Consider the following 24,304-nt stretch of genomic DNA (forward strand, 5'->3'; position numbering starts at 1 on the left):
ACGAGAGAAGGTTGCCTGAAATGGATTTATGGAGGCCGGCCTTCTCTTATTAATAGCTAAAAGTATTGTCGATTTCTGTTGATGAATCGATATCTCATATCGAATCGTTGATATAAATTCATTGGACTATGTAGTTGGAAGTCTTATATAAGAAATAAATCACTTAGATACAATATGTTAAATAGAAATCTCTTTCTTTTGCAATCTCTGATGCTTTAATAAACGAAAAGACAAACAAGCAGAACATAAAATAAGAAAAGAAGCGATGATATAAATAGTACGAACACCGAAAATATCGGTAATTGTAGCTGATTTAGTTGTGATATAGATATACAATGTCAGCGAGGGTAATACATATTTTGGAGCCTAAATAGTAAGCTAGTGAACGTTTCGGCAATAAGAATCCCATCTTCAAATCAATAATATTTTTAAAATTATAATCTGAAAAATATATTTTTGAAACAATTAAATTTTTTGTCATTTTTTGAAAGGAATTTTCATGTATAATGAAGAATATATTAATATAGTATTTTATTAATGCTTGTTGTAACAGCGAATATATATAATAGCTTGTAGCAAACGCCCCTCTATGAGAAAGGGCGGATAAACCATTCTTTTCTTCATATACATATAGAAAATGAGAAAGAAAGTGAGGGTTGCATATGGCTGGATGGGTGATTTGGTTTATAATAGCGGGTATTTTATTTATTGCAGAAATGTTGTCGATTACTTTTTACATGCTTTGGCTTGGAATTGGAGCTGTTGTCGGAGGTCTTATTGCTTTGTTTGCTCCTGATGCACTATTCTTACAAGTTGTTGTTGGGGCGATTGTAAGTTTAACATTGACTTTCTTTACGAAAAGAATTTCAAAAAACTTTCGAGAAGCAAAAGGTTTTACTGATACAGTAGATAAACTGGTTGGTAAAAATGGAATTGTTATGCAAGCGATTACAAGTGAAGTGAACGGTATTGTGAAAGTGGATGGAGATACTTGGACAGCTATTTCGGATACTCCTATTGATGCTGGAGAAAAAGTCGTTGTTATAAAGAGGCATAGTACTATTTTACAAGTGAAAAAGGAGAGTGAATAAATATGGCAGTAGCATTAACGTTAACGATTATTTTCGCATTGATTGTCGTTGTATTTATTGCATTGACGATTAAAATTATTTCGCAGCAAAAAGTTGGGGTTGTTGAAAGGTTTGGTAAATTTCAACGGATTATGCACCCAGGATTAAATATTTTAATCCCAATTGTAGATCGTGTTCGTGTATATCATGATTTGCGTATTCAACAAACGAATGTACCACCACAAAAGGTAATTACGAAAGATAATGTACAAGTAGAAATTGATACAATTATTTTCTATCAAATTGTTGAACCAGAGCTTGCGACATATGGTATTTCAAACTATGAATATGGTGTTCGTAATATTACATCTGCAACAATGCGACAAATTATTGGTAAAATGGAGCTTGATGAAACATTATCAGGTCGTGAAAAAATTTCAACAGAAATTCGTTTAGCACTTGATGAAGCGACAGAAAAATGGGGCGTTCGTATTGAGCGTGTCGAAATAGTCGATATTAACCCACCAAAAGATGTGCAAGTATCAATGGAAAAACAAATGAAAGCAGAACGTAATAAACGTGCGATCATTTTAGAAGCTGAAGCAGCGAAACAAGATAAAGTCCTTCGTGCTGAAGGGGAAAAACAAAGTAAAATTTTAATGGCTGAAGGGGATAAAGAAGCGCGTATTCGAGAAGCTGAAGGTTTAAAAGAAGCAAAAGAATTAGAAGCGCAAGGGGAAGCAAGAGCGATTGAGGAAATCGCAAAAGCAGAACAAAATCGAATTGAATTACTTCGCGCAGCAGATTTAGATGAGCGCGTACTTGCTTATAAATCATTTGAATCATTGATTGAGGTTGCAAAAGGACCAGCAAATAAAGTCTTTATTCCGTCTAATGCAATTGAAACACTTGGTACTCTTGGTGCTATTGGGGAAATTTTTAAAGAGAAACAAGCGAAGAAATTACCTTCGTCAGATACAGAAAAATAACTATCAGAGTGAGGAAGAGAAATGGGATGCCATTTCTCTTTTTTGTGCGTATATTGCGAAAGGCTTGTACATATCCATGTATAAAGAAGGTGATACAGTGAAAAAGTATGCTACTCGTATACATGGGAAAAAACTAGTTTCGTTACTCTTTCTATATGCACTAATAGTAATTATTATTGCGTCGATTTTGACGTCACTTTTACATACAATGAAATCGAATTATGCGAATCAATGGTTTGGAAAAGTATCTATGCAAGGTTTTATTCAAATGATAGAAAGTGAGAATCGCTATTATGGATTTGATTATTTTAAGCAAAATAAACGAGAATCAGTTGGGAATTTAATGTTCTCTATTGCGACAGATTTGAAAATAAAAGATTTAAGAACATTTGTCGGGAAAGAAGTACCTGGTATGTCAAAGTATTACTCGAATATTATCGTAGCTGGGGAAGGGACAAACTTTACGAATATTCCAAATGAATCTAGTGTACCGATTGAAGAAGTAACGAAAGAGCGAGAAGTAGCAAAAGATAAAGTTACAGAAGCAGAAAAGAAAAATCCAGTGCAGAAAAAGAACGGAACGAAAAAAGGAGAAAGCGCAGTATACATTTATCATACACATAGCTGGGAATCCTTCTTTCCGTTATTACCAGGGGCTACCGATCCATCAAGTCCGGATGTAAATGTGTCCTTACTAGGGAAACGTATGAAAGAACAACTTGAAGGACAAGGAATTCCGGTAATTCATGATAAAACGAATATGGGGGATTTATTAGCAAGTAAAAAATGGAAATGGCCGCAATCATATAAAGCGTCTCATGGATATGTAAAAGAAACATTAGCACAAAATAATAAAATTGCGTTTCCGATTGATATACACCGTGATGATCAGCGGAAGAAGGTAACAACAAAAGTAATTAACGGGAAATCGTATGCAAGATTATATTTTATAATTGGGATGGAAAATGAAGGGCGTGCTGAAAATGAACAAATTGCAAGGGCAATCAATAGTTATTTAGATGAAAACTATTACGGATTAAGTAGAGGGATTTTTCCGAAGTATAAAAAAGATGGAAATGGCGTTTATAATCAAGACTTATCTAAAAACGCAATGTTAATTGAAGTTGGTGGTGTTGATAATACGTTAGATGAATTATATAACACAATTGATGTGTTAACGGAAGCGTTTAGTAAGTATTATTGGAATGATGCAGAGAAAGTGAATGGGTGAGGAACGGGAAACCGTTCCTTTTTTATTTTTGAAATCCTAAAATATGATATAATAGAATTTTGTGAATATTAAACAAGGAGTGGGATAGACATGCAAATACTATTAATACGTCACGGTGAATCAGAAGCTGATATTTTAAATGTACATGAAGGTCGAGCTGACTTTGAATTAACAGAAAAGGGAAGACAGCAAGTACAAAGACTTGTACAGAAAGTGAAAGCGGACTTTCCACCAGATTTCATTTGGGCAAGCACATTAAAACGTGCTCGAGAAACGGCTGAAACATTAGCTGAAGCGATTCAGTGCCCAATTCAATTAGAAGAGGAATTAATGGAGTTTAATAATGGGGTACAAGCAGGGTTATCATTTGAGGAAGCAAAAAAATATCCAGAGCCAAAGTTTCTTCATGATCGGTTTGAAAACGGGGAATCATTTATTGAATTTAGAATGAGAATAGAAGGAATCTTTTCTAAAATCGTGACAGAGAATACATATGACCGAATTGCAATTATTGCACACGGTGGTGTAATAAATAGTATTTTACGAGCATTTTTCCAAATGCCAATTAGCATGGACTATTATTTTAAAATGGGAGATACGGGTATTAGTTTGATTGAACTTACGGATAAACAGAAAACTGTTCATTTTATAAATGATACAAATCATTTGGATGGATTGTAAGAGGATATGTACAAAGTTGTATTTTTCGATGTTGACGGTACTCTTTTAAGTGAGATTGATAGAAGTATGCACGAAAGTACAAAAGAAGCGATACAAAGGTTAATAGATAAAGGAATTCACGTCGTTGTTACAACTGGGAGACCATATAGTTTATGCTCACAATTTAAAGAACTGGGCATAAATACGTTTATTTCTGCAAATGGTGCACATATAAAATGTGCTGATGAAGTTATACATAAATCGGTACTTTCAATTGAAATTGTTCATGACATTTCAAATTTCGCTGAATTACATGGTCACAGTGTTTCTTATTTTACAGAAGAATTTGTAATGAATGGTATTGCCTCAAAAGACGAACGTGTAATACGAGCATTAAATGAAACGTTAAATTTAGAGCGGTATCCTGACAAAGTTAGAAACTTGTCAGAAGAGATTTATTGTGTATGTCTGTATGCTGATGAAACAGAAGCTCAAAAATTCTTTGAAAGATATCCAGCACTTACGTTTGAACGTTTTCATGGTTACGTTATGAATGTGTTGGAAGATAATAAAGTATCGAAGCTAACTGCAATTCAAAAGGTATTGGAACATCTGGAAATTTGTAAATCAGAAGCAATTGCTTTTGGTGACGGTGGAAATGATATTGAGATGTTACAGTATGTAGGTTTAGGAATTGCGATGGGGAATGGTGGAGAAGAGTTAAAAACAAAAGCTGATTTTGTTACAAAGAAGGCGAGCGAAGGTGGTATTGCTTTTGCTTTAAAAGAGTTTCGTATTATTTAAAAATAATAGCTAGCCAGTGCAGAGAGAGCCTGTTTAATAACAGGATTTTTTTGTCTAATAATATTCTTGCAATAAAAGGAAGGAAATGAGTATAATGAAAAGTAGTTAGGTAAGCTAATTAAATGAAAGGAAGGAGAGTGAAAATGAATGGATTCAAAAAAAGGTGCTCTTCCTTTAGGGATTGAGCCTTATGCAGAGTTAATAAAAAAGACAGCATCAGCGGATACGGATCCAATCGCAGCAAAACTTGGTTTGTTAATGTTATGGACGTCTGATAATGTTCTTGATGCTGTTGACGTAGATTTAGCTCCGCTTGGTATTTCGGAAAGTAAATTAGATTTTTTACTGTTATTTATTTTGCGTGAAATGGAATCGAATGGGGAAGAAGTGAACATGAGTCCTTCGGATATTGCGAGTCGATTAGGGATTACACGTGCTTCTGTCACTGGCTTATTAGATTGGATGGAGAAACGAGAGTTAATCGTCAGATTCCATCATTCTGAAGATCGAAGAAGATTAAAGGTGAAAATTACTTCAAAAGGAAAAGAACTAGTTACGCATTCTTTACCAACTTTTTGGTTATCTTGCGCTTCGTTAGTTGATGACTTTAATCAAGAAGAGCGTCAATTTTTAGAGAAGCTATTAAATAAAATGCAAGTAACTATGCAGGTGAAATTAGGAGAAGGTAGATAAAAAAGTTGATTGTGAGAGTCAACTTTTTTATTTAAACATATAATTAGGTTGCCTAATTATATGTTTAGCTAATTTGATCAAGGTGGTGATATGTCTTTTAACGTAAACAAATTAAGTGAGTATTGAAGGAATTTCCTTTCGAGTAATTTGCTTCAGATGTTTTAAACCGATGGGGAAAATCATTGTAAGGGGGAGATTTTATGATGGAAATATCAAAAGAAGTAAATAGTGAAAGGAACTACGCAGTAATGACAGCGGTGTTATGTTGGGCAGGTATGGTAGTTATGTCCAGCTTATATGTGACGATTCCTTTAATCGCTCTATTTTCAGACCTTTTTAAGGTTTCATTAGCACAATCTGCGGCTACAGGCAGTATATTTTCTGTAGGCTTTGCTATAGGTTGTTTGTTATTTGGGGCAATCTCTGATAAATATGGGCGGAAGAAAGTGATTTTTATCGGATTACTTGCGCTGTCGATTGTTTCTTTTTTATTAGGGTTTGTGGATAGTTTATTTTGGCTTGTTATTCTTCGAGGATTACAGGGTATAGCAGCAGCTACATTTTCTCCAGTAGCGTTAGCTTACGTTGTAGAAATGTTTCCAGTAGGAAAAAAGGTTACAACAATAGGATTTGTTAGTACCGGTTTTTTAGTAGCTGGAATTGCAGGGCAAGTAATAAGTACAGTTGTTAGTCAGCACTTTGGATGGCATATGGTGTTCTTTCTTCTTAGTATTGTCTATATCATTACTGCTGTATGGGTTCATTATTCTCTTCCGAAAGGGGAAACGTCTCAATCCTATACTGATATTTTGGCACCAATTAAACAGATGGGTAAAGTTTTTACAAATAAAAACTTAGTATTGAGCTATGTGATTGCGTTTGTTTTATTGATGGCTTTTGTTAATATGTATACTGTTTTAGGGAATTATTTGAGCTCTCCTACTTACAATTTAACTGCAGAACAAATTCTTTATTTTCGCTTAGCAGGGCTATTTGGTATGTTGCTGTCACCACTTGCGGGTCGCTTAACAAAGAGGTTCGAAGTAAGGCAAGTTTTTCAGGGTGGATTGTTGGTCGCTATTTTTAGTCTAAGTTCAATGGGCTTTATTTCGAACCTGCCGCTACTTGTAATGATGAGCGTCTGTTTTGTAATAGGTATTGCTATATCCGTTCCGTCTTTAGTTTCTCTTGTCGGCCAATTAGGAGGGAAATCAAGGGGAATAGCAGTTTCTATTTATACTTTCATTTTATTTTTAGGAACTAGTATAGGACCTATTATTTCTATTTATCTTATGAAAATAGGGGACTATGCTCAGACGTTTATTTTATTAGGGTTGATACTCTTTATTGGTTTTGTTGCTTCGCTTTTTATAAATAACGAATCTATGTTTGATAAGGCATGAAAATGGTTTATATAAAGTGAGCAGGCATTCGCTTTCTCTCTATATGTTAACTTTGTCAGGGGGTGACCGTTTTTATGCAAAATTTTTAAATTACATTTATATAGAAAGAAAGTGGTGATTTCATATTAACGAAAAATTAGGAATGTATGTAGAATAATGAATGGGTGGAAAAGCTATTCAAATAAGGGAATGCAAGGATCTTTAATATGCTCAACTAATAAAACATGAATTTGCCCGCGATGATGATAAAAATGTGCAACGATTTCAAGTAACCATTCGAATCGAGAGTAAGAAATACCCCAATAAGCAGTCATAATTTCTGCTAATTCTTCATTGGAATAGGATAAAAAAGTTTTAGAAAGTAAATCGTACCCTTGTATCATCGTTTGTTGCATTTGAGTAATTGTTTCTGGTGTTTGTTCTATATAAAAGGTATGTAATTCTTTTTCTGTAATACCATTTAATATGAGCAAATCAGCATGGCAAATAAGGGAAAGATGTGTACACATTTCAAATAATGACCGCTTTGATTCAATCGGTTGTATTTTCAAATCACTTTCAGTATATTGGTTCAGTATTTGAATGGAAGTATCGATAGCAATTTTAACTTGATTCAATGCAGATGGAACAAACATTGTAATTATTCTCGCCTCCGTATATAATAATTTCTTAAGGGTATTATATCATACTCAAAATTCCGAAAATTCTAGTAGTTTGACTAGCATAGTGAAAAGTATTATATTGTAAAAGGTCATATGAAACATGAAATAGAATGGAATGTAATTATTGAGTTAGGAGTTAGACCAATGAGCTTGAAATATGGAAGAGATACAATTGTTGAAGTTGACTTAAATGCTGTAAAACATAATGTAAAAGAATTTAAAAACCGTGTGAATGATGAAAATATTGCAATGATGGCTGCTGTAAAAGCAAATGGGTATGGTCATGGGGCAGTTGAAGTTGCGAAATCGGCTATTGAAGCAGGAATAAACCAACTTGCAGTTGCATTTGTAGACGAAGCGATTGAATTAAGAGAAGCTGGAATCACTGTACCTATTTTAATTTTAGGATATACACCAGTAGCAGCTGTAGAAGATGTAATTCAATATGACGTTATGATGACTGTTTATAGAGTAGAAGATTTACATGGTATAGATGAAGTTGCAAACCATTTTCAAAAGAAAGTGCGAATTCATGTGAAAATTGATACAGGAATGAGCCGTATTGGTTTACAGGAAGAAGAAGTTAAACCGTTTTTTGAAGAGTTAAAACGTATGCGATATGTAGAAGTAGTAGGGATGTTTACACATTACTCTACCGCTGATGAAATAGATAAAACTTATACAAATATGCAAACAAGTTTGTTTGAGAAAGCTGTAAATACAGCGGAAGAATTAGGAATTCATTTTCCATATATTCATAGTTCAAACAGTGCAGGATCAATGGAACTTAGTAACACATTTCAAAATATGGTTCGTGTCGGTATTGGAATTTACGGTATGTATCCTTCAAGAGAAGTGGATCATACAGTTGCTTCCTTACAGCCAGCGTTGTCTTTAAAATCAAAAGTAGCTCATGTTAAACATGCGAAGAAAAATCGTGGTGTTAGCTATGGGAATACGTATGTAACAACGGGTGAAGAATGGATTGCAACTGTACCAATTGGTTATGCTGATGGTTATAATCGTCAGTTATCTAATAAAGGGCATGCATTAATTAATGGAGTTAGAGTACCTGTTATTGGTCGTGTTTGTATGGATCAGCTTATGCTAGATGTTACAAATGCAATGCCAGTACAAGTAGGAGACGAAGTTGTATTCTACGGCAAACAAGGTGAAGAAGAGATTGCGGTGGAAGAAATAGCAGATATGCTAGGTACAATTAACTATGAAGTTACATGTATGTTGGACAGAAGAATTCCACGTGTCTATAAAGAAAATGATGAAACGACTGCAGTTGTAAATATATTAAGAAAAAATAAAAAAGCTGAATCGTTATGATTCAGCTTTTTTGCTTTTGGCAAATGAAAAATGTTTTATTTGCACCGTGTAGTTGTATATTGTTAAATCCTACAGATTTTAAAGAGGCAATAATTTCGTCTCTAAAATAACATGCTTCCTCGATAGAAAAGTCACTCCTATTCCAATAATCCATAATAATCATACTTCGTCATGATTTCAAATCCACACTGTGTATAAAGTTTTAAGGCATTGTTATTTTTCGTTTCGACGTCTAATTCAATTGTTGAAACGCCTTTTGTAATAAGTGTATGTACCATATAACTAAGAATATCTTTACCATATCCTTTACCTTGATAAGAAGGATGAACTGCGAATCCTGATAGTGTAGTAGACTGCTCTTGCTCAGTAACGGTAATCGTTCCAATTGCTTTTTCATTAATAAAAGCAATGTAAACTTGATGAGAAGGTGACTTCATCATTTTTTGTAACCATGTGGATGTATTTGCTGCCGAATCTCCAAAAGCTTTACTAGCGATTTCTATAAGGTCAGGAAGTAATTCAGAAGATGCAACGGTAAGGTTAATATGATTTTTCATTGTTTTTTGTGCTTCGTTTATTTTGAACTCCATACCGTACTCACTATATAAATAAGGTAAGTTCATTTGTTTTGCAAATGATTTCCCTGAAATAGAGTCACCATTAATTATAAGAAGGGCTTCATCTGCCTCTCTTTTTTGTATTTCTTTGATGGCAGTTTGTAAAAGAGTAGTGCCTATATGTTGCTTCCTGTAGTTCGGATGAACAAACCCTATTAACTCGAGCTTAGTCGGTCTTTCAAAGTCATACATACTTAATGCACCGATTAATTGAGTATCATCATAAAATAGAAAATCATTTACCACTTCTTTATTACGGGCAGTTAAAAAGTTGACATGCAAATCTGACGAGTAATCAATTTGATCGTGTTGTCCGCAAATATGAGCTAAATCTTTCAGCTGTTGTATTTCATTTTTAACTAAAAAGTTCTTTTTTTGAATTTTCATTTCATGGGCCCTCTCAATCATATATTAAAAATAGAATGGGTGACTTAACCACTTTTCTAATTCCACACTACCTTGAACAGATAATAAACGGAATAAATATCGATAAGGTTGTCTACATTGTTCTAAATGAGGAATAGGCATAATTGTTTCATAGCCTCTTTTAAAGGTATGTGCTTCTTTTTCAGTAAGTACATATTCTAATCCAATAAAATCAAACTCTCGTGGGGCAATTGCATAAGCCTCTGTATCTACTAAACCAGTAATAGATTCTCCATCTGATAAAAACTGAGTAGGATCCATATCAATTAAAACAAGTGTAGATTCCTTCGGTGACGGCAAGGAAGAGAGCTGTGACTCAAAAGTATGAAATGCGTTATGTATACTCATATTATCGGAATAAAACATATTTACAAGGTTCTTGCTTACTTTTAAAATGTGAGATTTAAATTCTTCTAGTGGAACTTGGAAAGCACCAGAAGGGTTTCCTATGATATTAGCTTTAAATGAATGAATCTCTGCTAGTCCTTTTCCAAGGCTGAATAAAATAGAATCAGGTTGACCGATAAATGATTGCAGTGTACTTCCGGTTAGTTTTTCGACGATAACATACTCTCGTCCATTTAAACCATGTTTTTGCAAAATAGTCGGGATGGGTAAGGTAGTATGCTTTTTCAATAATGTATGTATTGTTTCTAAATGATGTACATTTCTTGGATCAATTCCAAAAAGGTTTTTACATCCACACCAAAAATCATTGTTTGGCTCTTCAGTCATTTTTGAAGAGCGAACAATAACTTCTTCAGCTTCTGTTTTAACAAGAAACACGTCGCTTGCATGGTCTTCATACCCTGGATGTAGTGCTTGAACAGATAGGATAGGTGAAGTGAAGAGTTGTTGTAGCATAAAACCCCTCCTTTTTCTGTGAATTCTATCAATTAAGTATATAACATAATGTAATTAAGAGGTGAAAATTAGGGGAATATTATTATTTCTACATATAGTGTATTAAAGTTTGAGGTTCTACATAAGAATTACCAAAAAGGTGAAGAATGTGTGTATATAAAGCAATTTCTTTGTATTTGCGAAAAAAATTAGTTATGATAATACTAAGAAAATATATAAGTTTTGGGGGTAATGAATGAAAAAATTATTCGAATACGTATTATTAACAATTGGATCTATTATTGTAGCTGGTTCACTGGAACTTATTTTAGCGCCTAATGGATTAGTAGATGGTGGAGTAACTGCGATTGCTATTATGGCAAATAAAGTTGCAGGATTACCGCTTTACGGAGTTTTTTTAGGACTTAATATTCCTATTTTACTATTTACTGCAAAAGTAATGGGAAAGAAGTTTTTTATCCGTACATCCTATGCAAATGTTGTTACAACACTCGGATTAATTTATTTAAAACCATTTCCAGCAATTACGACTTCGGAATTATTAATTGTACTTTATGGAGGAGTTCTATTTGGTGTTGGTGTTGGGATTGTTGTAAAAATGGGCGGAGCAATTGATGGATCAGAAATGTTAGCTGTTTGGATGAATAAGTATTTTAAAGTACCAATTAGTACATTTTTACTTGCTGTAAATGCGGTTATTTTTGTATTTGTTGCTATTTTATTTTCAATTGAGCAAGCGATGTTCTCATTAGCAATTTTCTATATTGTTACGAAGATGATTGATTTTATATTAGACGGTATTAATCAAGGAAAGAGCGTCATGATTATTTCGAATAAAAATAAAGAAATTGGCGAACTGCTTATGAAAGAATTACAACTGTCTGTTACGTATCTACATGGAGAAGGTGGTTTTTTAGGAGAGCACCAGAGAATTATTTATTGTATTACAAACCGTTTCATTTATCCGAAAATGAAAGATCTCGTTCTCTCTGTAGATCCAAGTGCTATAATTGAAGCTTCTTATTCAACAGAAACAACTGGTGTAAAGCGTCCAGGAAGGACAGCGAGATCAGGGCAAGTATCAGAAAAATAGTAACTAAAAATAACTCCAGGCAAGTATAACTTGCCTGGAGTTATTTTTAGTTAGGGAACCAGACTCTTTTCAGTAATTTGACAACAGTTTCGATACAATCTTCTGGAATACTGCCGAAACCGAGTAATACATACGACGCCTCCCTTAAATTATGAACAGAATCGTATGTTGAGAGAGGGTACAACTTAATGCGTTGTTTCGCAGCGGCATGAATAAGTTCTTGTTCGTTCATCCCATTATGAACGTGAAGTACGATATGAAGTCCTGATTGTTCGCCGAGTATTTGAACACGAGATTCCATTTCATTTTTGATAGATTTAACTAGTAATGTATGCTTTCTTTTATATAACGTACGACTACGGTTTAAATGACGCTCCCAATCACCATTGTGAATAAAGGTTGCAAAAGCGAGTTGCTGCAGGGTAGAAACCGTTTGTTTAAACATGCCACCAAGTTCTTTATAGGTTTTTAAAAGATGAGGTGGTAAGACGATATATCCCATTCGTAAAGAAGGTAAAAAGGATTTCGAGAAAGTTCCCATATAAATAACACGTTCCTTTGAATCCAGTCCTTGTAAAGAAGGAATAGGTTTTCCTACATAGCGGAATTCCCCGTCGTAATCATCTTCAATAATATATCCCTTGCAATCATTCGCCCATTTTAATAGTTCGAGTCTTCTAGATAAAGGCATAATTATTCCAAGTGGAAATTGATGTGATGGAGTGACGTATGCTACATTAGCACCTGATTCACGTAAAGCTGAAATATGAATCCCTTTATCATCTAAAGGGATAGGGTGAATGGGAAGATTAGCACTTTGAATCATAGCAGTTATACGGTGAAATCCAGGATTTTCGATTCCGTATGCTTTTTTTGAACCAAGAAGTTGAAGTAGTAGCCAAAGAAGAGGTTGCGTACCGGCTCCGATAATAATTTGATCAGGTGAAGAATGTACCCCGCGGGCATGATATAAATATTTTGAAATATGCTCTCGTAGAACAAACTCACCTTGAGGATCTTCTTTAGCAAATAATTCATTTTCATACTGGAATAAAGTTTCGTGTAATGCTCTTTTCCAATTTGTAATTGGAAAAGCTTTTTGATCAATAAGCCCTTGGCTACAATCATAGTCATATTGTTCTTTCTTTATATTGTTAGCGCTGTTTGACACAACTTGTTGTTTATTTTGAATGACATCAATATCAACTTCCGCAACGAAAATCCCACGTTTCGGTTTACTTTCTACATAGCCCTCAGCCAATAATTGTTGATAAGCAGATTCAACAGTAATACGGCTAACATTAAGTTGTACCGCTAAATTTCTGTGAGAAGGAAGGCGTGTACCGGCAGGTAGTAATCCCTGAGAGATTTCTCGTTTCATATATTCGTAAATTTGTAAATAAATTGGTATTTCACTTTCTAATTGCAATGGGATAGTAAGATCCATTTTATGAATTCTCCTTTAAAAACTGGCCATATAAAAAATAATCGAACTGTCACTTAAGTTAGGGGCAGTTACTTTTTATAATAATGATATAACATTTAGAAAATTTTATAAATAGTAAGGAGAGAATCATAATGAATATTAGAGAAGTAGTAACAGAAGCTGATTTACATGATGTATTCCTCGTATTACAGCAATTACGAACGAAACTTTCAAGAGAAGAAGCAAGTTCTTTATTTCAAAAAATGAAAGACGAAAATTATAAACTACTCTCGTTACAGAATGAAGATGATGAAGTTGTTAGTCTAGCTGGTGTAGCGATTTGTACGAATTTCTATAATGAGAAACATGTTTTTGTATATGATCTTGTAACTGCGAAAGCTCACAGATCAAAAGGGTATGGTAAGGTTCTGCTATCATATGTAGAAAAATGGGGGGAAGAGAAAGGGTGCAGTTCTATCGTTCTTACATCAGCGTTTCAAAGGGTTGATGCCCATCGTTTTTATGAAAGAGAAGGCTATGATAAGGTAAGTTATTCTTTTTATAAAGAGTTATAATACTAAGTAGGTTCTATGTGAGATAACATATAGAACCTACTTTTATGTAGAAGTATAAGATGAAGAGGGTTAATTGCTTATTTTGTCGAATAGTTTCTTTACAATTGAGACGATAATATTGAATTTAAAGAAGGTTAGGGGAGTTTATACTTGGAAAAGATTCAGAAACTATTAGTCCCAAAAGGTGTAAGAGTTATCGTAATATCTGATATTCATGGGGAATTAAATCTTTTAAAAGAATTATTACATAAAGTTAATTTTAAAGATGATGATTATTTAATTATAAATGGCGACCTTTGTGAGAAGGGGAGCGATAGCATTGGCGTCGTAGACTATGTGATGGATCTAGTAATTAGCAAGTCAAATGTTTATGTTGTTGAAGGGAATTGTGAAGTTGTAGTTGAAGCGCTTGTAAATGAAAATCCTGCGCTAATAAATTATTTATGTACGCGAAAAAATACAATTTTTAATGAATGGCTAAAGCAATTAAACGTTACCGTTCATGAAGAGAGTGATATTCGTGAACTGAAAAACATATTAATGAGCCATTTTTCAGAAGAAATAAAGTGGCTAACAGAATTGCCAACTGCTATTGAAACTGAGGAGTATATCTTTGTACATGCTGGCCTTGAAGATAGAGAGGATTGGAAACAAACAGATAGGAAAAATGCAATTGCAATGCCAGAGTTTTTTAATAAGGCACACAGAGCGGATAAGTACGTAATTGTTGGACATTGGCCTGTTGTGAACTATTCTGAAGAAGCGCCGTCTAATAATCCAGTTATTGATAAGGAGAAAAAAATTATTGCGATTGATGGTGGTAATGCGATTAAAGAAGCAGGGCAATTAAATGCATTTATTATTTATCGAGATATTTTAAATGATACATTTTCCTATACATATGTAGATCATTTTCCGCAGTATGAAGTATTGGCCGATTTTAATACGAATTCAGTAATGCAGGGCGGGGTTACATATCCGCATTATTACATAGAGCCTGTGGAGAGAATGAAAGATTTTACCGTATGTAAACAAAAAGGAACAAATGAACTACTTCATGTAAAAAACGAGTATATAAAGCAACTTGAATCAGGTGAGTATACAGTGAAAACGGATATTTCTTGTGCGCAAATAGGCGTTAGAAAAGGGGATATCGTTTCTCTCATTGATGATAGCTGCATGGGATATGATTTAATTAAAAAAGATGGAGTAGAAGGCTGGATAGAGAAAGGGATTCTACTTGAGATAGAAAAGAAGGGAAATAAAATATTTAGCTAAAATAGGAGGGATATAACCTCCTATTTTTTGTGAACTATGTTATGAGTTCGTACCTCATCTAATTTTTTCTGAAGTTCCGTTTCTAAATTAAACTCGAAAAAATTAGCGAACTTACATAAATAATTCGTATCTTATAACAAAATTATACAATATAGAGTAGAGTTTTGTTTTGATTTTTCAGAAAAAACATTATAATTATATATGAAATAAAGAGAGATATAGGAGGAAATTATGCAAAACGTTATATTAAAGGGGAACAAAGTTACAATTCGTACAATTGAGGAATCAGATATAAAAACATTATGGAGTATTGTATATAAAGAAGAAAACCCAGAATGGAAGAAATGGGATGCACCATACTTTCCAATATCAATGCAAGAATACACGCCATATAAAGAAAATTCACAAAAACGTTTAAAAGAAGAACCGCTATCGAATTTAATTGTCGAAAATGATGGTCAAATCATTGGGACAGTAGGTTTTTATTGGGAACATAAACCGACGCGTTGGTTAGAGATGGGAATCGTTATTTATGACCCAGCATACTGGAATGGTGGCTACGGTACAGAAGCATTAACACTATATAGAGATTTACTATTTGAAAATATGGAGATTGGTAGAGTAGGGCTCACAACTTGGTCTGGAAATGAACGAATGATGAAAGTAGCGGAAAAAATAGGAATGCGATTAGAAGGTAGAATGCGAAATTGTCGATATTATAACGGGACATACTATGATTCTATTCGAATGGGAATGATTCGTGAAGAATGGGAAGAGCTTTGTGTAACGAAGGGATGAGGAAGCGTGTACGCTATTATTGCTACATTTGATAGAGTGTTTACTTATAAAATTAGAGAATTGCAAAGTGAATTAACGAATATAATCGGAACAAACCAACTAGCTGGAGTAGAACCCCATATTACATTGGCTGATTATAATGAGTTAGATGTTAATTTATATACGGAGAAATTAAAGGAGTTTGTAGCTTTTCAAGAGAACATTGCTGCTGTAACTTTTCCTTCTGTTGGAACTTTTCCTACTAACGGAACGATCTTTCTAGCACCGACCATTACCAATGAATTATTAAGATTTCATCATTCTTATCATGATTATCTCAAAACTTTTCATGATAATTCGAATTCATATTACGTACCAGGAAAATGGGTTCCGCATTGCACGATTGCTAATGGGTTAAATTCAAATCAGTTTTTAAGTGTAATGGAATATATATATGAAAAATTTGATGTTACAATAGCTTCGATTGAGAAGTTAAAATTAATTAAGGTAAATTATGAAAATGGTTCTGCCATTTCTTCTAGTATATTAGCAGAATATAATTTAAAGAGAATGGAGACATCGAGATGACATATGTAATTAGAGAAATGAAGCAAGAAGATATTCATGCTGTACAAAACGTAGCAAAAATAGCTTGGCATGATACTTACGAAGGAATTATTCCGAGAGAGGTTCAAGATAGCTTTTTAGATGAAGCATATTCTGATGAAAAAATGAAATATCGTCTTAAAAATACACATTTATTCGTTGCGGAAGAAGAAGGAGAAGTAATTGGCTTTGCGAATTTTTCACCAATTAGACTGCAAAATGAAGCAGAATTAGGTGCGATTTATTTGTTGCCAGATCAGCAAGGGAAAGGGATAGGGACAGCTTTGTTACAAAAAGGGATCACGACGTTAAAAGGGATTCGAAAAATGTACATTCATGTAGAAGCGGAAAATGAAAAAGGAAAACGATTTTATGAAGCAAAAGGTTTTGCGGCTTTAGAGCAATTTGAAGAAGATTTCGAAGGGCATATGCTGCAAACAGTGAGAATGGTTTTATACATATAAGGAGGATCAGAAATGAAAATTTTTGATTTCAGTGAAAAAGTGGGAAAGCATATATCAGCATTTCAATCTAACTTTATAATGTCAAAAATATTAAAACATCAAGGGAATATACATATCGGTTCTATGCATCTACAACCGAATGGAGTTATTGGATATCATGAAGCAGTTGTATCTCAACTGCTTCTAATTGTACAAGGAGAAGGATTTGTTTGCGGATCAGATAAAGAAAAAGTGAAGATAGGAGCTGGACAAGCTGCGTTTTGGGCGAAGGGCGAGTTACATGAAACGAGTACGGAAAAAGGATTGATGGCAATTGTAATTGAGTCAGACGGTCTTGAAAATGGTATTTCAATGATGATTAGAGGGCAGGAGGGAGAAAGGAATGATTACAAAAGCGAATGAGGAAGAAACGAAACAAATATTACATTATGCAGCTCAATCTCTTTTCGAAGGAACAAAGGGGAATTGTCAGGTAAGTACAGAAAAAGCGATTGAAATTACAAAACCTTTAGTAGAAAAAGGGGCGTATTATATAGTTACAAAGGAAGAAAATAAAGTAGTAGGATGGATACTAATAGGAGGAAATGTGGACTATTTCTCTCGTGAAAAACTTGGTTTTATTTATGAATTGTATGTTTTTTCAGAGTATCGCGGGAGAGGATTATCACGAAAACTAATGAAAGCTGGGATCAAGGAACTACAAGAAAAGTATTCAGAAATTCGCTTGAATGTATTTGCAGGGAACTTTGCAAAAGAAATGTACAAAGATTTTGGCTTCGTTGAAAGACAAGTAATCATGACTTTGAAGTGAGAAAACGATTTTAAGTGGGCGAAGAAACAAGAAAAAGAAAATGAGTATGTAATTTGTAAAGGTTATATTCTGGATTTTCAGTAAAGATGTTTTCTTTTTATTATTAAATAGAGGTAGAAACGCTTAGCAGTCCTTTTTTAAAAAAACAGTAAATTTATATTATATAATATAATGTTATTATAGTAAAAGAGAAATTTTGGAAAAATATCATTTTTTTATTTAGAAATTTTTAAATTATTGTTATAATCAATTTGTAGAATTGATTTTGGGTTAATTTTACTATTTTAAAATTTTAAGGGGGATTTAATAATGGCAGGACAAATTCGTATGTCACCAGAGGAGCTTAAATCAAAAGCGACTCGATATGGACAAGGTGCAAATCAAATTGAGGACATTTTACGTCAGTTACAAAACTTACAAAATGAATTAAGAGGAGAATGGGAAGGTCGTGCTTTCGAAGGTTTTGATCAACAGTTCAATCAATTAAAACCAAAAGTACAAAACTTCGCAGAGCTATTACAAGAAATTAATATGCAGCTTAATAAAACTGCAGAGGCTGTTTCTAGACACGACGAAGATCTTTCTCGTAATTTCGGTCTACAATAAAAACGGGTAAAAAGAAACATGTAATTTAGCCATGCAACTTTCGTTGTATGGCTAAATTGCTTTAAAACTAGAGTAAGATAAGGAGTCCTTAACTTAATAGACTCGCAGCCGCAGGAGTGATAAGTAGTGAAAAAGTTTAAGTGGAGCATCTTGTTGTTTATTATTTTAGCTCTTGTGCTATCAACAGGAGTCTCCTATTTAGCATTAAATCAAAATGTTAAGAAAGCTAATGAGAATAGCACGCCAAAAATGACAGTTGCATTAGTAAATGAAGATCAAGGAACTGTATTTGAAGGGAATAAAATAGCGTTTGGAGATCAATTTGTTAAAAATGTAAATAAAAATACGAAACAAGAATGGTACGTAGTTAGTCGCGGAGTAGCAGAAAATGGTTTGAAAAATAATAATTACAATATGATGATTGTAATACCTAATGATTTTTCTAGGAAGGCCGTTGCGATTGATTCAGAACTTCCAGAGAAATTAACGTTAAACTACAAAGTAAACGCGACTGGGAATAAAGATTTGAAAGCTGAGGCTGAAAATACAGCTTCTATGATTTTAGAGGACTTTAATAAACAAATAATTGATGTTTATTTTGCAAGTATTATCGGAAAGTTGCAAGGCGCACAAGATAATATAGGTAAAATAATTGAAAAAGGAAGCACTCAAACCAATATGTACAAAAAAGATGTACATAGCCCGTTGGCAAATTATACAAATCAATTTAAAACGGTACAAGACTATACAGGGATTTCTGTTAATAGTTTTAAAGGATTTCAAGATGTATTAAAAGGGTTTGGTCAAACATTAGATGAAGGAAATAAATCTAATAATACTTATTTGGAAGGTTTTAATAACTTTCAAAAAATACAATCTGATAATAATTTGTTAGCTAATAATTTTTCAAGTCAATTTAATCAATTTATGAGTGAGATGAGTGCAGGCGATGCTTTAAAGCAGTTAAGCACACTGGAATCGGCAAATAAAATTATTGCAAATCAATTTACGCTTTCAGAGAAAGAACCCAATATTTTAGCAGATGCTTCAGCAATTCAAAAATATTTAACAGATGTAAAAAAACAAGTATCAGAATATGATACAGAACTTGCAGGGAAGTTAGAGAGTGACATTCAATCAACGATAAATAAACGATTACAGAAGTCTCTTTCAAATGATGGGCAACAAGAAGTAGTTATAAATACGTTAATGAGACAACCAGATGTTCGAATAAAGCAACAAATCGAGAATTTAATTACGAAATTACCTAGTTTAAATATGGAAGAAATCGTTCAAAGTGATTTGCCAGATGAAACGAAATTACAACTGAAAAATGTAATTCAATTTACAAATAAATATAATAAAGAAAATAACTTTAATTATGATTCTGTAAATAAAATCTCTTTAGGAAACGCCATTAAAGAAGTAAAGGATAGACTTTATAAAGAGGGAATTACATTTAGTGATACGGCGAACGTAATTAAAATGGAATCTTCACAAACTTTGAAGATAAATATTCCAGAAGAATTTGAACTATATGGAAATACAGGGACTTTACATATTGATGATGTAGATCGTACAAGTGACTTTCTTCAAAGCGAAGCAGGAGAAATTACAATACCGCCTCGTAATGAAGGGGATATAAAGATTAATCTGCATGTGAAGTTAAAAAATCCAAACATCAATATAGATGTTTTCTCTCCTGTAATGTGGGACTGGAAATTGAGTGGGAATCATAAAAAAGAAACTAGTTCTGAAAAAGAAGAACCTAATAAAGAAGATAAAGGAACACAAACTGAAAACAGCAAGGTGGAAAATGTGGTTCATAAATCACAGTATGGCATAATGCCGTTAGTACACAATGCTAAAAAACCTATTATCAAAAAAATGGAAAATACAACAGGGAATAACGGAGGAAGCCAAGAAGGTGGATCTGGAATAGGTAACGGAGGAAACCAAGAAGGTGGAACTGGGACAGGTAACGGAGGAAACCCAAACCCTGCAACAGGTAATGGAGGAAACCCAGACCCTGGAACAGGTAATGGAGGAAACCCAGACCCTGGAACAGGTAATGGAGGAAACCCAGACCCTGGAACAGGTAATGGAGGAAATCCAGACCCTGGAACAGGTAATGGAGGAAACCCAAACCCCGGAACAGGTAATGAAGGAAATCCAGATCCTGGAACAGGTAATGGAGGAAATCCAGACCCTGGAACAGGTAATGGAGGAAATCCAGATCCTGGAACAGGTAATGGAGGAAACCCAGACCCTGGAACAGGTAACGGAGGAAACCCAGACCCTGGAACAGGTAACGGAGGAAACCCAGACCCTGGAACAGGTAACGGAGGAAACCAAAATCAAGGTGGTAACTCAACGACTATTGAAAGTACGACGAATCAAGTTGTACATCAAAAAACAGAAGTATTAACAACTAATACATCTAATGTACTAATTAAAGAAGCAGTAGATACTGTTCAAAGTTACCAAGGTTTACTTAGTCTGTACCAAATGTATTATGGGATTGACTTAAGAACGAAAGATGTAGGTCCTAAGCTAGAAGAGGGAAGTTTAGATGCAATTGCGACTGATCACTCTCTGTACTATTTATTAAACAAACAAAGCTTAGTTGATTTAATTTCAAATCTTGTTTCATCTAATATTACTGCAGAAGTAAAGCAGGATATGACAGGGTTAAAACAAAAGATAGACTCCTACCAACAACTTGTTTCTAGTGCGGATCAAAATTCAATGCTACTAGCAGAGAAATTAAATGAAACATCGCAGCAAGCAAATAGTATGAATCAAAATTTAGGGGAATATTTAAAAGGTTTAGCGACATGGCGTGAGAATAGCTTAAAGCTAGTTGAGGAACAGCAAGTATTAACGACTAATAATGCTGGTGAGCAAACGGCCACATTATCGTTAGACTCTGGTATTAAATCATTAATGATGCAAAGTCAATCATTAGTTGAAAGCTCAAAACATAGCTTAGCATCATCAGACGATGTATATAAAACATTTGACCAAATTAATGGACAAGCTAAGGAAATTCAAGATAGCGGAACAACCATTGTGTCAAAAGCAGATTCGTTATTAAATGACTTCACAAAGAAAATGGAAGATGATAAATCATTCTCGAAAAACTTCACGAAAATTTTGGCTAATAGCCGTATTGGTGAACGTCAAAATGAGATGTTATATCAATTTTTATCTAGTCCAGTACAGAAACAAAATGAAGGTGTCATTGTAGCTGGTAATGCCTTTACACCATACTTAATCGTATTAGCATGTTTCATCGTTTCGCTATTTACAGCATACGCAATTGCGAATCAAGAAAAGAAACGAACGCAAACAGATCACTTTGAAGAAAGATTCTCGTTAATCGATATGAATGTACCAACTACAGTAGTAGCATTCGGTATATCGATAGTAGAAGGTATTAGTATAGGGATCATTTCTGGACGTATGCTACAGTTCGGTCAGGATCAAAGTTTACTGTGGATTGCGTTTATCACAATCATTATGATGGCGTTTGTATTAGTTTCAACATACTTATTGCGACAAATGAAAATGGTAGGGATGTTTATATTATTAGTATTTTTAAGTATGTACCTATTTTTAACTGAAGCAGTTGGAAGTAAAGTAGATCAAATGTCATCTGTAGGAAAGATACGTCAATTTTCACCCCTCCAGTATATAGAAGGTTTTCTGAATGATTTTATTAGTGGTAAAGATACTGGAAAAGTAATTTTTATTGTGTTGTTTGTAATTGCCATTATTGGATTGGTTAGTAATCTATTTGTATGGCATAAGAAATGGGAGGAAAAAGAAGTAAATGATCAAACAATGGAGCATAGTGGCTAAGTTATCATTTATCTGTTTCCTTTTACTGTTTGTCGCGCTACCGATAAGGAGCGCGGCTGACAGTTATCTTGGTGATGATGGAAAGATAAACTTTAAAGTAGACCGCGTTGAAGAAAAGGACCAAGAAAAAAATAAAAAGGAACATAAGGAAACAGAATTAGATAAAGCATCGATTGAGTTATTTAACAAAGAAATAGAAGAAGAAATTAAGAAAAAGAAAAAGAAAGAACAAAAAGAGATGGAATCTTTACGAGATTCTCTTTTTATAAAACAAAAAGAAATAAATAGTGTTAAAGATACGAAAAATAGTTTGTTTAGTAGTGAATACGTTGTGAGAAAAAGCGCAGATGGAGTAGCGAGTAATCAAACAATGAATGAAAAGCCAATTAGTACAACAATAATAATATTGTTTGGAGGCGGCATTGTACTTATTTGCATCGGTATTTATACGGTTCTTCGCAAAAGTTGGAGGTAAGGTAATGGCGATACAAACGCATATTAACGTAACAGTAGATTTTAGTAAATGGAATGGAAATACATATGATTTACGTATTCCAAATCATCAATCTATTAAATATTTATTGAAAAATTTATTAGATACGCTAAAGATTGATAATCATGAAGGTTCGCATTTTGTAATAAAAGTAAAAAATAAATCGATTGTTTTAACAGATAGTGATCGTTTAATAGATCATCAAATAACAGATGGGGATATTTTACAAGTTTTGTAAAGAATATTACCTATTTTTAGTTTTTTACAAAAAATAGCTTTGTTATTATGGTTTATAAACAAAAGGAGAAGAGGATAAAAATGACGGAAAAAACAATTCAAATTGATTCAATGAACTATCAATTTCAAATAGAAAAAGAAATTTGGAAATTGGAAATGACAAAATCTCAAACGCGTATAAAAGATTTCCGTCAATTCGATATAATTACGGGCGCATCATCTGAGTTTGTACCATTAACGATAGAAGAAACGGATGATATGTTTACGTTTATATTTCAAGTGGATAAAAAATTATATAAGTGGGACGATTTTGGCCGTTTTGGAAGAAATGAGAAATTAAGACTGCTTCGAAATATAGCGCAGTTTCGTAAATACTTAAATAAACGAATAACGTTCTTTTTACATCCAGACAACATAGTTTTTAATGCTAATTTAATACCAAGTATTATACATAGAGGAATTCGAGATATTGTTCCACCAACCCCGTTGTTAGAAGAGCAATTTTTAACACAGTATAAGTGTCTAATCATTGCTTTATTCTCCCAAAAGCATAATTTTGATGATTTGTATGCTGGGTTACTAAAAGATGCAAAAGAAACAACATTTGAACAAACGGTTGCTCAAATGGAGAGCCTAGATGCATTACTGCAGTTTCTTGATGACAGCTTTGAGAAGGAACAAGCAAAAACAGAAAAAAACATGCAGTTAGTACATAAAAAGAGCTACAAATCATTTAAATATTTAGCTTTTTCCTTCATAGCGGCGACAGTTATTTTAGCTGCTCCTTTAATATATTTCACTTTTATAAAATTTCCTTATCAAAATAAATTATTAGAAGCAAATGCGAGTTTCATAGCAACTGATTATGACCAAGTAATTACGCAATTAAATGAAGCGGAATTTGAATCATTACCGATTGCTTCTAAATATGAGTTAGCATTTGCATACATTACAGCTGAAAAACTAGATGAAGATCAAAAAAAAGCAATTATGAAAAATATTAGTTTAAAAAGTGATGAAAAGTATTTGCTTTATTGGATGTATAACGGAAATGGTAATTTTGATAAATCATTGGATTTAGCTAAGACTCTTGATGATCCGGAGCTTATTATATACGGCCTTGTTAAACAAATTGAATCGCTGAAAAATAATCCGGATTTGTCAGGAGAAGAGCGTGATCAAAAGTTAAAAACATATGAGCAACAATTAGATGAATATACAAAGAAATATGGTAAGTCATCAAGCGATAAAGATTTGTCGAACACAGAGAAAAAAGAATAAGAAAGCACTTGATGAGACAGTTGAAAAGGAGCAGTG

At 33.5% G+C, this 24,304-nt stretch carries 25 protein-coding genes and 2 pseudogenes; 21 read left to right on the forward strand and 6 right to left on the reverse strand.

Going from position 1 to position 24,304, the window contains the following annotated elements; translation table 11 throughout:
* Positions 1-177: 177 nt before the first annotated feature.
* Positions 178-303: pseudogene (locus JTF23_RS03060) on the reverse strand (MFS transporter); the annotation flags it as partial.
* A 359-nt stretch (positions 304-662) separates the two neighbouring features.
* On the opposite strand from JTF23_RS03060, the gene JTF23_RS03065 reads away from it, so the two are divergent.
* The 7 genes from JTF23_RS03065 to JTF23_RS03095 all read left to right on the forward strand — a co-directional run bounded on the left by JTF23_RS03065 (position 663) and on the right by JTF23_RS03095 (position 6,850).
* On the forward strand, positions 663-1,091 hold the full coding sequence (locus JTF23_RS03065; protein ID WP_002158137.1) for an NfeD family protein: 429 nt from the start codon (positions 663-665) through the stop codon (positions 1,089-1,091).
* A gap of 2 nt (positions 1,092-1,093) precedes the next feature.
* Complete coding sequence (locus JTF23_RS03070; protein WP_002158136.1) at positions 1,094-2,059, forward strand: SPFH domain-containing protein; 966 nt, start codon at positions 1,094-1,096, stop codon at positions 2,057-2,059.
* 97 nt (positions 2,060-2,156) lie between these two features.
* Entirely contained in the window at positions 2,157-3,290 is a 1,134-nt protein-coding gene (spoIIP, locus tag JTF23_RS03075; RefSeq protein WP_307839134.1) for a stage II sporulation protein P, read from the forward strand.
* Between the two features lie 90 nt (positions 3,291-3,380).
* A complete protein-coding gene (locus JTF23_RS03080) occupies positions 3,381-3,971 on the forward strand; it encodes a histidine phosphatase family protein (RefSeq protein WP_204208073.1) in 591 nt (196 codons plus the stop codon).
* 6 nt (positions 3,972-3,977) lie between these two features.
* Positions 3,978-4,754 carry a Cof-type HAD-IIB family hydrolase gene (locus tag JTF23_RS03085; protein ID WP_204208074.1) on the forward strand — a complete coding sequence of 259 codons (777 nt, stop codon included), beginning with the start codon at positions 3,978-3,980 and terminating at the stop codon, positions 4,752-4,754.
* Positions 4,755-4,901: 147 nt separating this feature from the next.
* Entirely contained in the window at positions 4,902-5,447 is a 546-nt protein-coding gene (locus tag JTF23_RS03090) for a MarR family winged helix-turn-helix transcriptional regulator (protein WP_204208075.1), read from the forward strand.
* A 203-nt stretch (positions 5,448-5,650) separates the two neighbouring features.
* Positions 5,651-6,850 (forward strand): MFS transporter, encoded by a 1,200-nt coding sequence (locus tag JTF23_RS03095; protein ID WP_204208185.1) that lies wholly within the window; start codon positions 5,651-5,653, stop codon positions 6,848-6,850.
* Between the two features lie 173 nt (positions 6,851-7,023).
* Here JTF23_RS03095 and JTF23_RS03100 read toward each other — a convergent pair whose 3' ends face one another.
* On the reverse strand, positions 7,024-7,485 hold the full coding sequence (locus JTF23_RS03100; protein ID WP_204208076.1) for a DinB family protein: 462 nt from the start codon (positions 7,483-7,485) through the stop codon (positions 7,024-7,026).
* A 171-nt stretch (positions 7,486-7,656) separates the two neighbouring features.
* Here JTF23_RS03100 and alr point away from each other — a divergent pair, with 171 nt between their 5' ends.
* Positions 7,657-8,850, forward strand: a complete 1,194-nt coding sequence (alr, locus tag JTF23_RS03105) for an alanine racemase (RefSeq protein ID WP_204208077.1) — start codon at positions 7,657-7,659, stop codon at positions 8,848-8,850.
* A gap of 1 nt (position 8,851) precedes the next feature.
* On the opposite strand, the pseudogene JTF23_RS27670 reads toward alr, so the two are convergent.
* The 3 genes and pseudogenes from JTF23_RS27670 to JTF23_RS03115 form a co-directional block, all read right to left on the reverse strand.
* Positions 8,852-8,995 (reverse strand): annotated as a pseudogene (locus JTF23_RS27670) (class I SAM-dependent methyltransferase); the annotation flags it as partial.
* A complete protein-coding gene (locus tag JTF23_RS03110; RefSeq protein WP_204208078.1) occupies positions 8,988-9,854 on the reverse strand; it encodes a GNAT family N-acetyltransferase in 867 nt (288 codons plus the stop codon). The pseudogene JTF23_RS27670 and the gene JTF23_RS03110, both read right to left, overlap by 8 nt.
* 24 nt (positions 9,855-9,878) lie before the next feature.
* On the reverse strand, positions 9,879-10,757 hold the full coding sequence (locus JTF23_RS03115) for an aminoglycoside phosphotransferase family protein (RefSeq protein ID WP_204208079.1): 879 nt from the start codon (positions 10,755-10,757) through the stop codon (positions 9,879-9,881).
* Between the two features lie 235 nt (positions 10,758-10,992).
* Between JTF23_RS03115 and JTF23_RS03120 the strand changes: the two genes are divergently transcribed.
* Positions 10,993-11,850, forward strand: a complete 858-nt coding sequence (locus JTF23_RS03120) for a YitT family protein (RefSeq protein WP_204208080.1) — start codon at positions 10,993-10,995, stop codon at positions 11,848-11,850.
* A 46-nt stretch (positions 11,851-11,896) separates the two neighbouring features.
* On the opposite strand, the gene pdxR is transcribed toward JTF23_RS03120, so the two are convergent.
* Positions 11,897-13,297 carry a MocR-like pyridoxine biosynthesis transcription factor PdxR gene (gene pdxR / locus JTF23_RS03125; RefSeq protein ID WP_204208081.1) on the reverse strand — a complete coding sequence of 467 codons (1,401 nt, stop codon included), beginning with the start codon at positions 13,295-13,297 and terminating at the stop codon, positions 11,897-11,899.
* Positions 13,298-13,428: 131 nt separating this feature from the next.
* On the opposite strand from pdxR, the gene JTF23_RS03130 reads away from it, so the two are divergent.
* The 12 genes from JTF23_RS03130 to essB all read left to right on the forward strand — a co-directional run bounded on the left by JTF23_RS03130 (position 13,429) and on the right by essB (position 24,268).
* Positions 13,429-13,851, forward strand: a complete 423-nt coding sequence (locus JTF23_RS03130) for a GNAT family N-acetyltransferase (protein WP_204208082.1) — start codon at positions 13,429-13,431, stop codon at positions 13,849-13,851.
* A gap of 150 nt (positions 13,852-14,001) precedes the next feature.
* Complete coding sequence (locus tag JTF23_RS03135) at positions 14,002-15,129, forward strand: metallophosphoesterase (RefSeq protein ID WP_204208083.1); 1,128 nt, start codon at positions 14,002-14,004, stop codon at positions 15,127-15,129.
* 231 nt (positions 15,130-15,360) lie between these two features.
* Positions 15,361-15,927, forward strand: coding sequence for a GNAT family N-acetyltransferase (locus JTF23_RS03140; RefSeq protein ID WP_002202247.1), 567 nt, complete (start codon positions 15,361-15,363; stop codon positions 15,925-15,927).
* Between the two features lie 6 nt (positions 15,928-15,933).
* Positions 15,934-16,494, forward strand: coding sequence for a 2'-5' RNA ligase family protein (locus JTF23_RS03145; RefSeq protein ID WP_204208084.1), 561 nt, complete (start codon positions 15,934-15,936; stop codon positions 16,492-16,494).
* Positions 16,491-16,976, forward strand: coding sequence for a GNAT family N-acetyltransferase (locus tag JTF23_RS03150; protein WP_199661721.1), 486 nt, complete (start codon positions 16,491-16,493; stop codon positions 16,974-16,976). Before JTF23_RS03145 ends, JTF23_RS03150 begins: the two co-directional genes overlap by 4 nt.
* 12 nt (positions 16,977-16,988) lie before the next feature.
* Positions 16,989-17,378: a cupin domain-containing protein gene (locus tag JTF23_RS03155; RefSeq protein ID WP_204208085.1), complete on the forward strand. Its 390-nt coding sequence runs from the start codon at positions 16,989-16,991 to the stop codon at positions 17,376-17,378.
* Positions 17,359-17,787, forward strand: a complete 429-nt coding sequence (locus JTF23_RS03160; RefSeq protein ID WP_204208086.1) for a GNAT family N-acetyltransferase — start codon at positions 17,359-17,361, stop codon at positions 17,785-17,787. The genes JTF23_RS03155 and JTF23_RS03160 overlap by 20 nt, the downstream gene beginning before the upstream one ends.
* A 309-nt stretch (positions 17,788-18,096) precedes the next feature.
* Positions 18,097-18,393 (forward strand): WXG100 family type VII secretion target, encoded by a 297-nt coding sequence (locus tag JTF23_RS03165; protein WP_016104648.1) that lies wholly within the window; start codon positions 18,097-18,099, stop codon positions 18,391-18,393.
* Positions 18,394-18,519: 126 nt separating this feature from the next.
* Complete coding sequence (esaA, locus tag JTF23_RS03170) at positions 18,520-22,257, forward strand: type VII secretion protein EsaA (RefSeq protein ID WP_307839135.1); 3,738 nt, start codon at positions 18,520-18,522, stop codon at positions 22,255-22,257.
* Entirely contained in the window at positions 22,229-22,732 is a 504-nt protein-coding gene (gene essA, locus JTF23_RS03175; RefSeq protein ID WP_016104651.1) for a type VII secretion protein EssA, read from the forward strand. Before esaA ends, essA begins: the two co-directional genes overlap by 29 nt.
* A gap of 4 nt (positions 22,733-22,736) precedes the next feature.
* Positions 22,737-22,988, forward strand: a complete 252-nt coding sequence (locus JTF23_RS03180) for an EsaB/YukD family protein (protein ID WP_033714701.1) — start codon at positions 22,737-22,739, stop codon at positions 22,986-22,988.
* An 80-nt stretch (positions 22,989-23,068) separates the two neighbouring features.
* Positions 23,069-24,268: a type VII secretion protein EssB gene (essB, locus tag JTF23_RS03185; protein WP_204208087.1), complete on the forward strand. Its 1,200-nt coding sequence runs from the start codon at positions 23,069-23,071 to the stop codon at positions 24,266-24,268.
* Positions 24,269-24,304 lie beyond the last annotated feature (36 nt).

The organism is Bacillus sp. RIT 809, from assembly GCF_016892495.1.
GTDB lineage: Bacteria > Bacillota > Bacilli > Bacillales > Bacillaceae_G > Bacillus_A > Bacillus_A cereus_U.

Bases quoted from the DNA above. Each gene is read 5' to 3' on its own strand.
- JTF23_RS03065 (WP_002158137.1), top strand. From the start codon at position 663: ATGGCTGGATGGGTGATTTGGTTTATAATAGCGGGTATTTTATTTATT.
- JTF23_RS03070 (WP_002158136.1), top strand. From the start codon at position 1,094: ATGGCAGTAGCATTAACGTTAACGATTATTTTCGCATTGATTGTCGTT.
- JTF23_RS03080 (WP_204208073.1), top strand. From the start codon at position 3,381: ATGCAAATACTATTAATACGTCACGGTGAATCAGAAGCTGATATTTTA.
- JTF23_RS03085 (WP_204208074.1), top strand. From the start codon at position 3,978: ATGTACAAAGTTGTATTTTTCGATGTTGACGGTACTCTTTTAAGTGAG.
- JTF23_RS03090 (WP_204208075.1), top strand. From the start codon at position 4,902: ATGGATTCAAAAAAAGGTGCTCTTCCTTTAGGGATTGAGCCTTATGCA.
- JTF23_RS03095 (WP_204208185.1), top strand. From the start codon at position 5,651: ATGGAAATATCAAAAGAAGTAAATAGTGAAAGGAACTACGCAGTAATG.
- JTF23_RS03100 (WP_204208076.1), bottom strand. From the start codon at position 7,485: ATGTTTGTTCCATCTGCATTGAATCAAGTTAAAATTGCTATCGATACT.
- alr (WP_204208077.1), top strand. From the start codon at position 7,657: ATGAGCTTGAAATATGGAAGAGATACAATTGTTGAAGTTGACTTAAAT.
- JTF23_RS03110 (WP_204208078.1), bottom strand. From the start codon at position 9,854: ATGAAAATTCAAAAAAAGAACTTTTTAGTTAAAAATGAAATACAACAG.
- JTF23_RS03115 (WP_204208079.1), bottom strand. From the start codon at position 10,757: ATGCTACAACAACTCTTCACTTCACCTATCCTATCTGTTCAAGCACTA.
- JTF23_RS03120 (WP_204208080.1), top strand. From the start codon at position 10,993: ATGAAAAAATTATTCGAATACGTATTATTAACAATTGGATCTATTATT.
- pdxR (WP_204208081.1), bottom strand. From the start codon at position 13,297: ATGGATCTTACTATCCCATTGCAATTAGAAAGTGAAATACCAATTTAT.
- JTF23_RS03130 (WP_204208082.1), top strand. From the start codon at position 13,429: ATGAATATTAGAGAAGTAGTAACAGAAGCTGATTTACATGATGTATTC.
- JTF23_RS03140 (WP_002202247.1), top strand. From the start codon at position 15,361: ATGCAAAACGTTATATTAAAGGGGAACAAAGTTACAATTCGTACAATT.
- JTF23_RS03150 (WP_199661721.1), top strand. From the start codon at position 16,491: ATGACATATGTAATTAGAGAAATGAAGCAAGAAGATATTCATGCTGTA.
- JTF23_RS03155 (WP_204208085.1), top strand. From the start codon at position 16,989: ATGAAAATTTTTGATTTCAGTGAAAAAGTGGGAAAGCATATATCAGCA.
- JTF23_RS03160 (WP_204208086.1), top strand. From the start codon at position 17,359: ATGATTACAAAAGCGAATGAGGAAGAAACGAAACAAATATTACATTAT.
- JTF23_RS03165 (WP_016104648.1), top strand. From the start codon at position 18,097: ATGGCAGGACAAATTCGTATGTCACCAGAGGAGCTTAAATCAAAAGCG.
- essA (WP_016104651.1), top strand. From the start codon at position 22,229: ATGATCAAACAATGGAGCATAGTGGCTAAGTTATCATTTATCTGTTTC.
- JTF23_RS03180 (WP_033714701.1), top strand. From the start codon at position 22,737: ATGGCGATACAAACGCATATTAACGTAACAGTAGATTTTAGTAAATGG.
- essB (WP_204208087.1), top strand. From the start codon at position 23,069: ATGACGGAAAAAACAATTCAAATTGATTCAATGAACTATCAATTTCAA.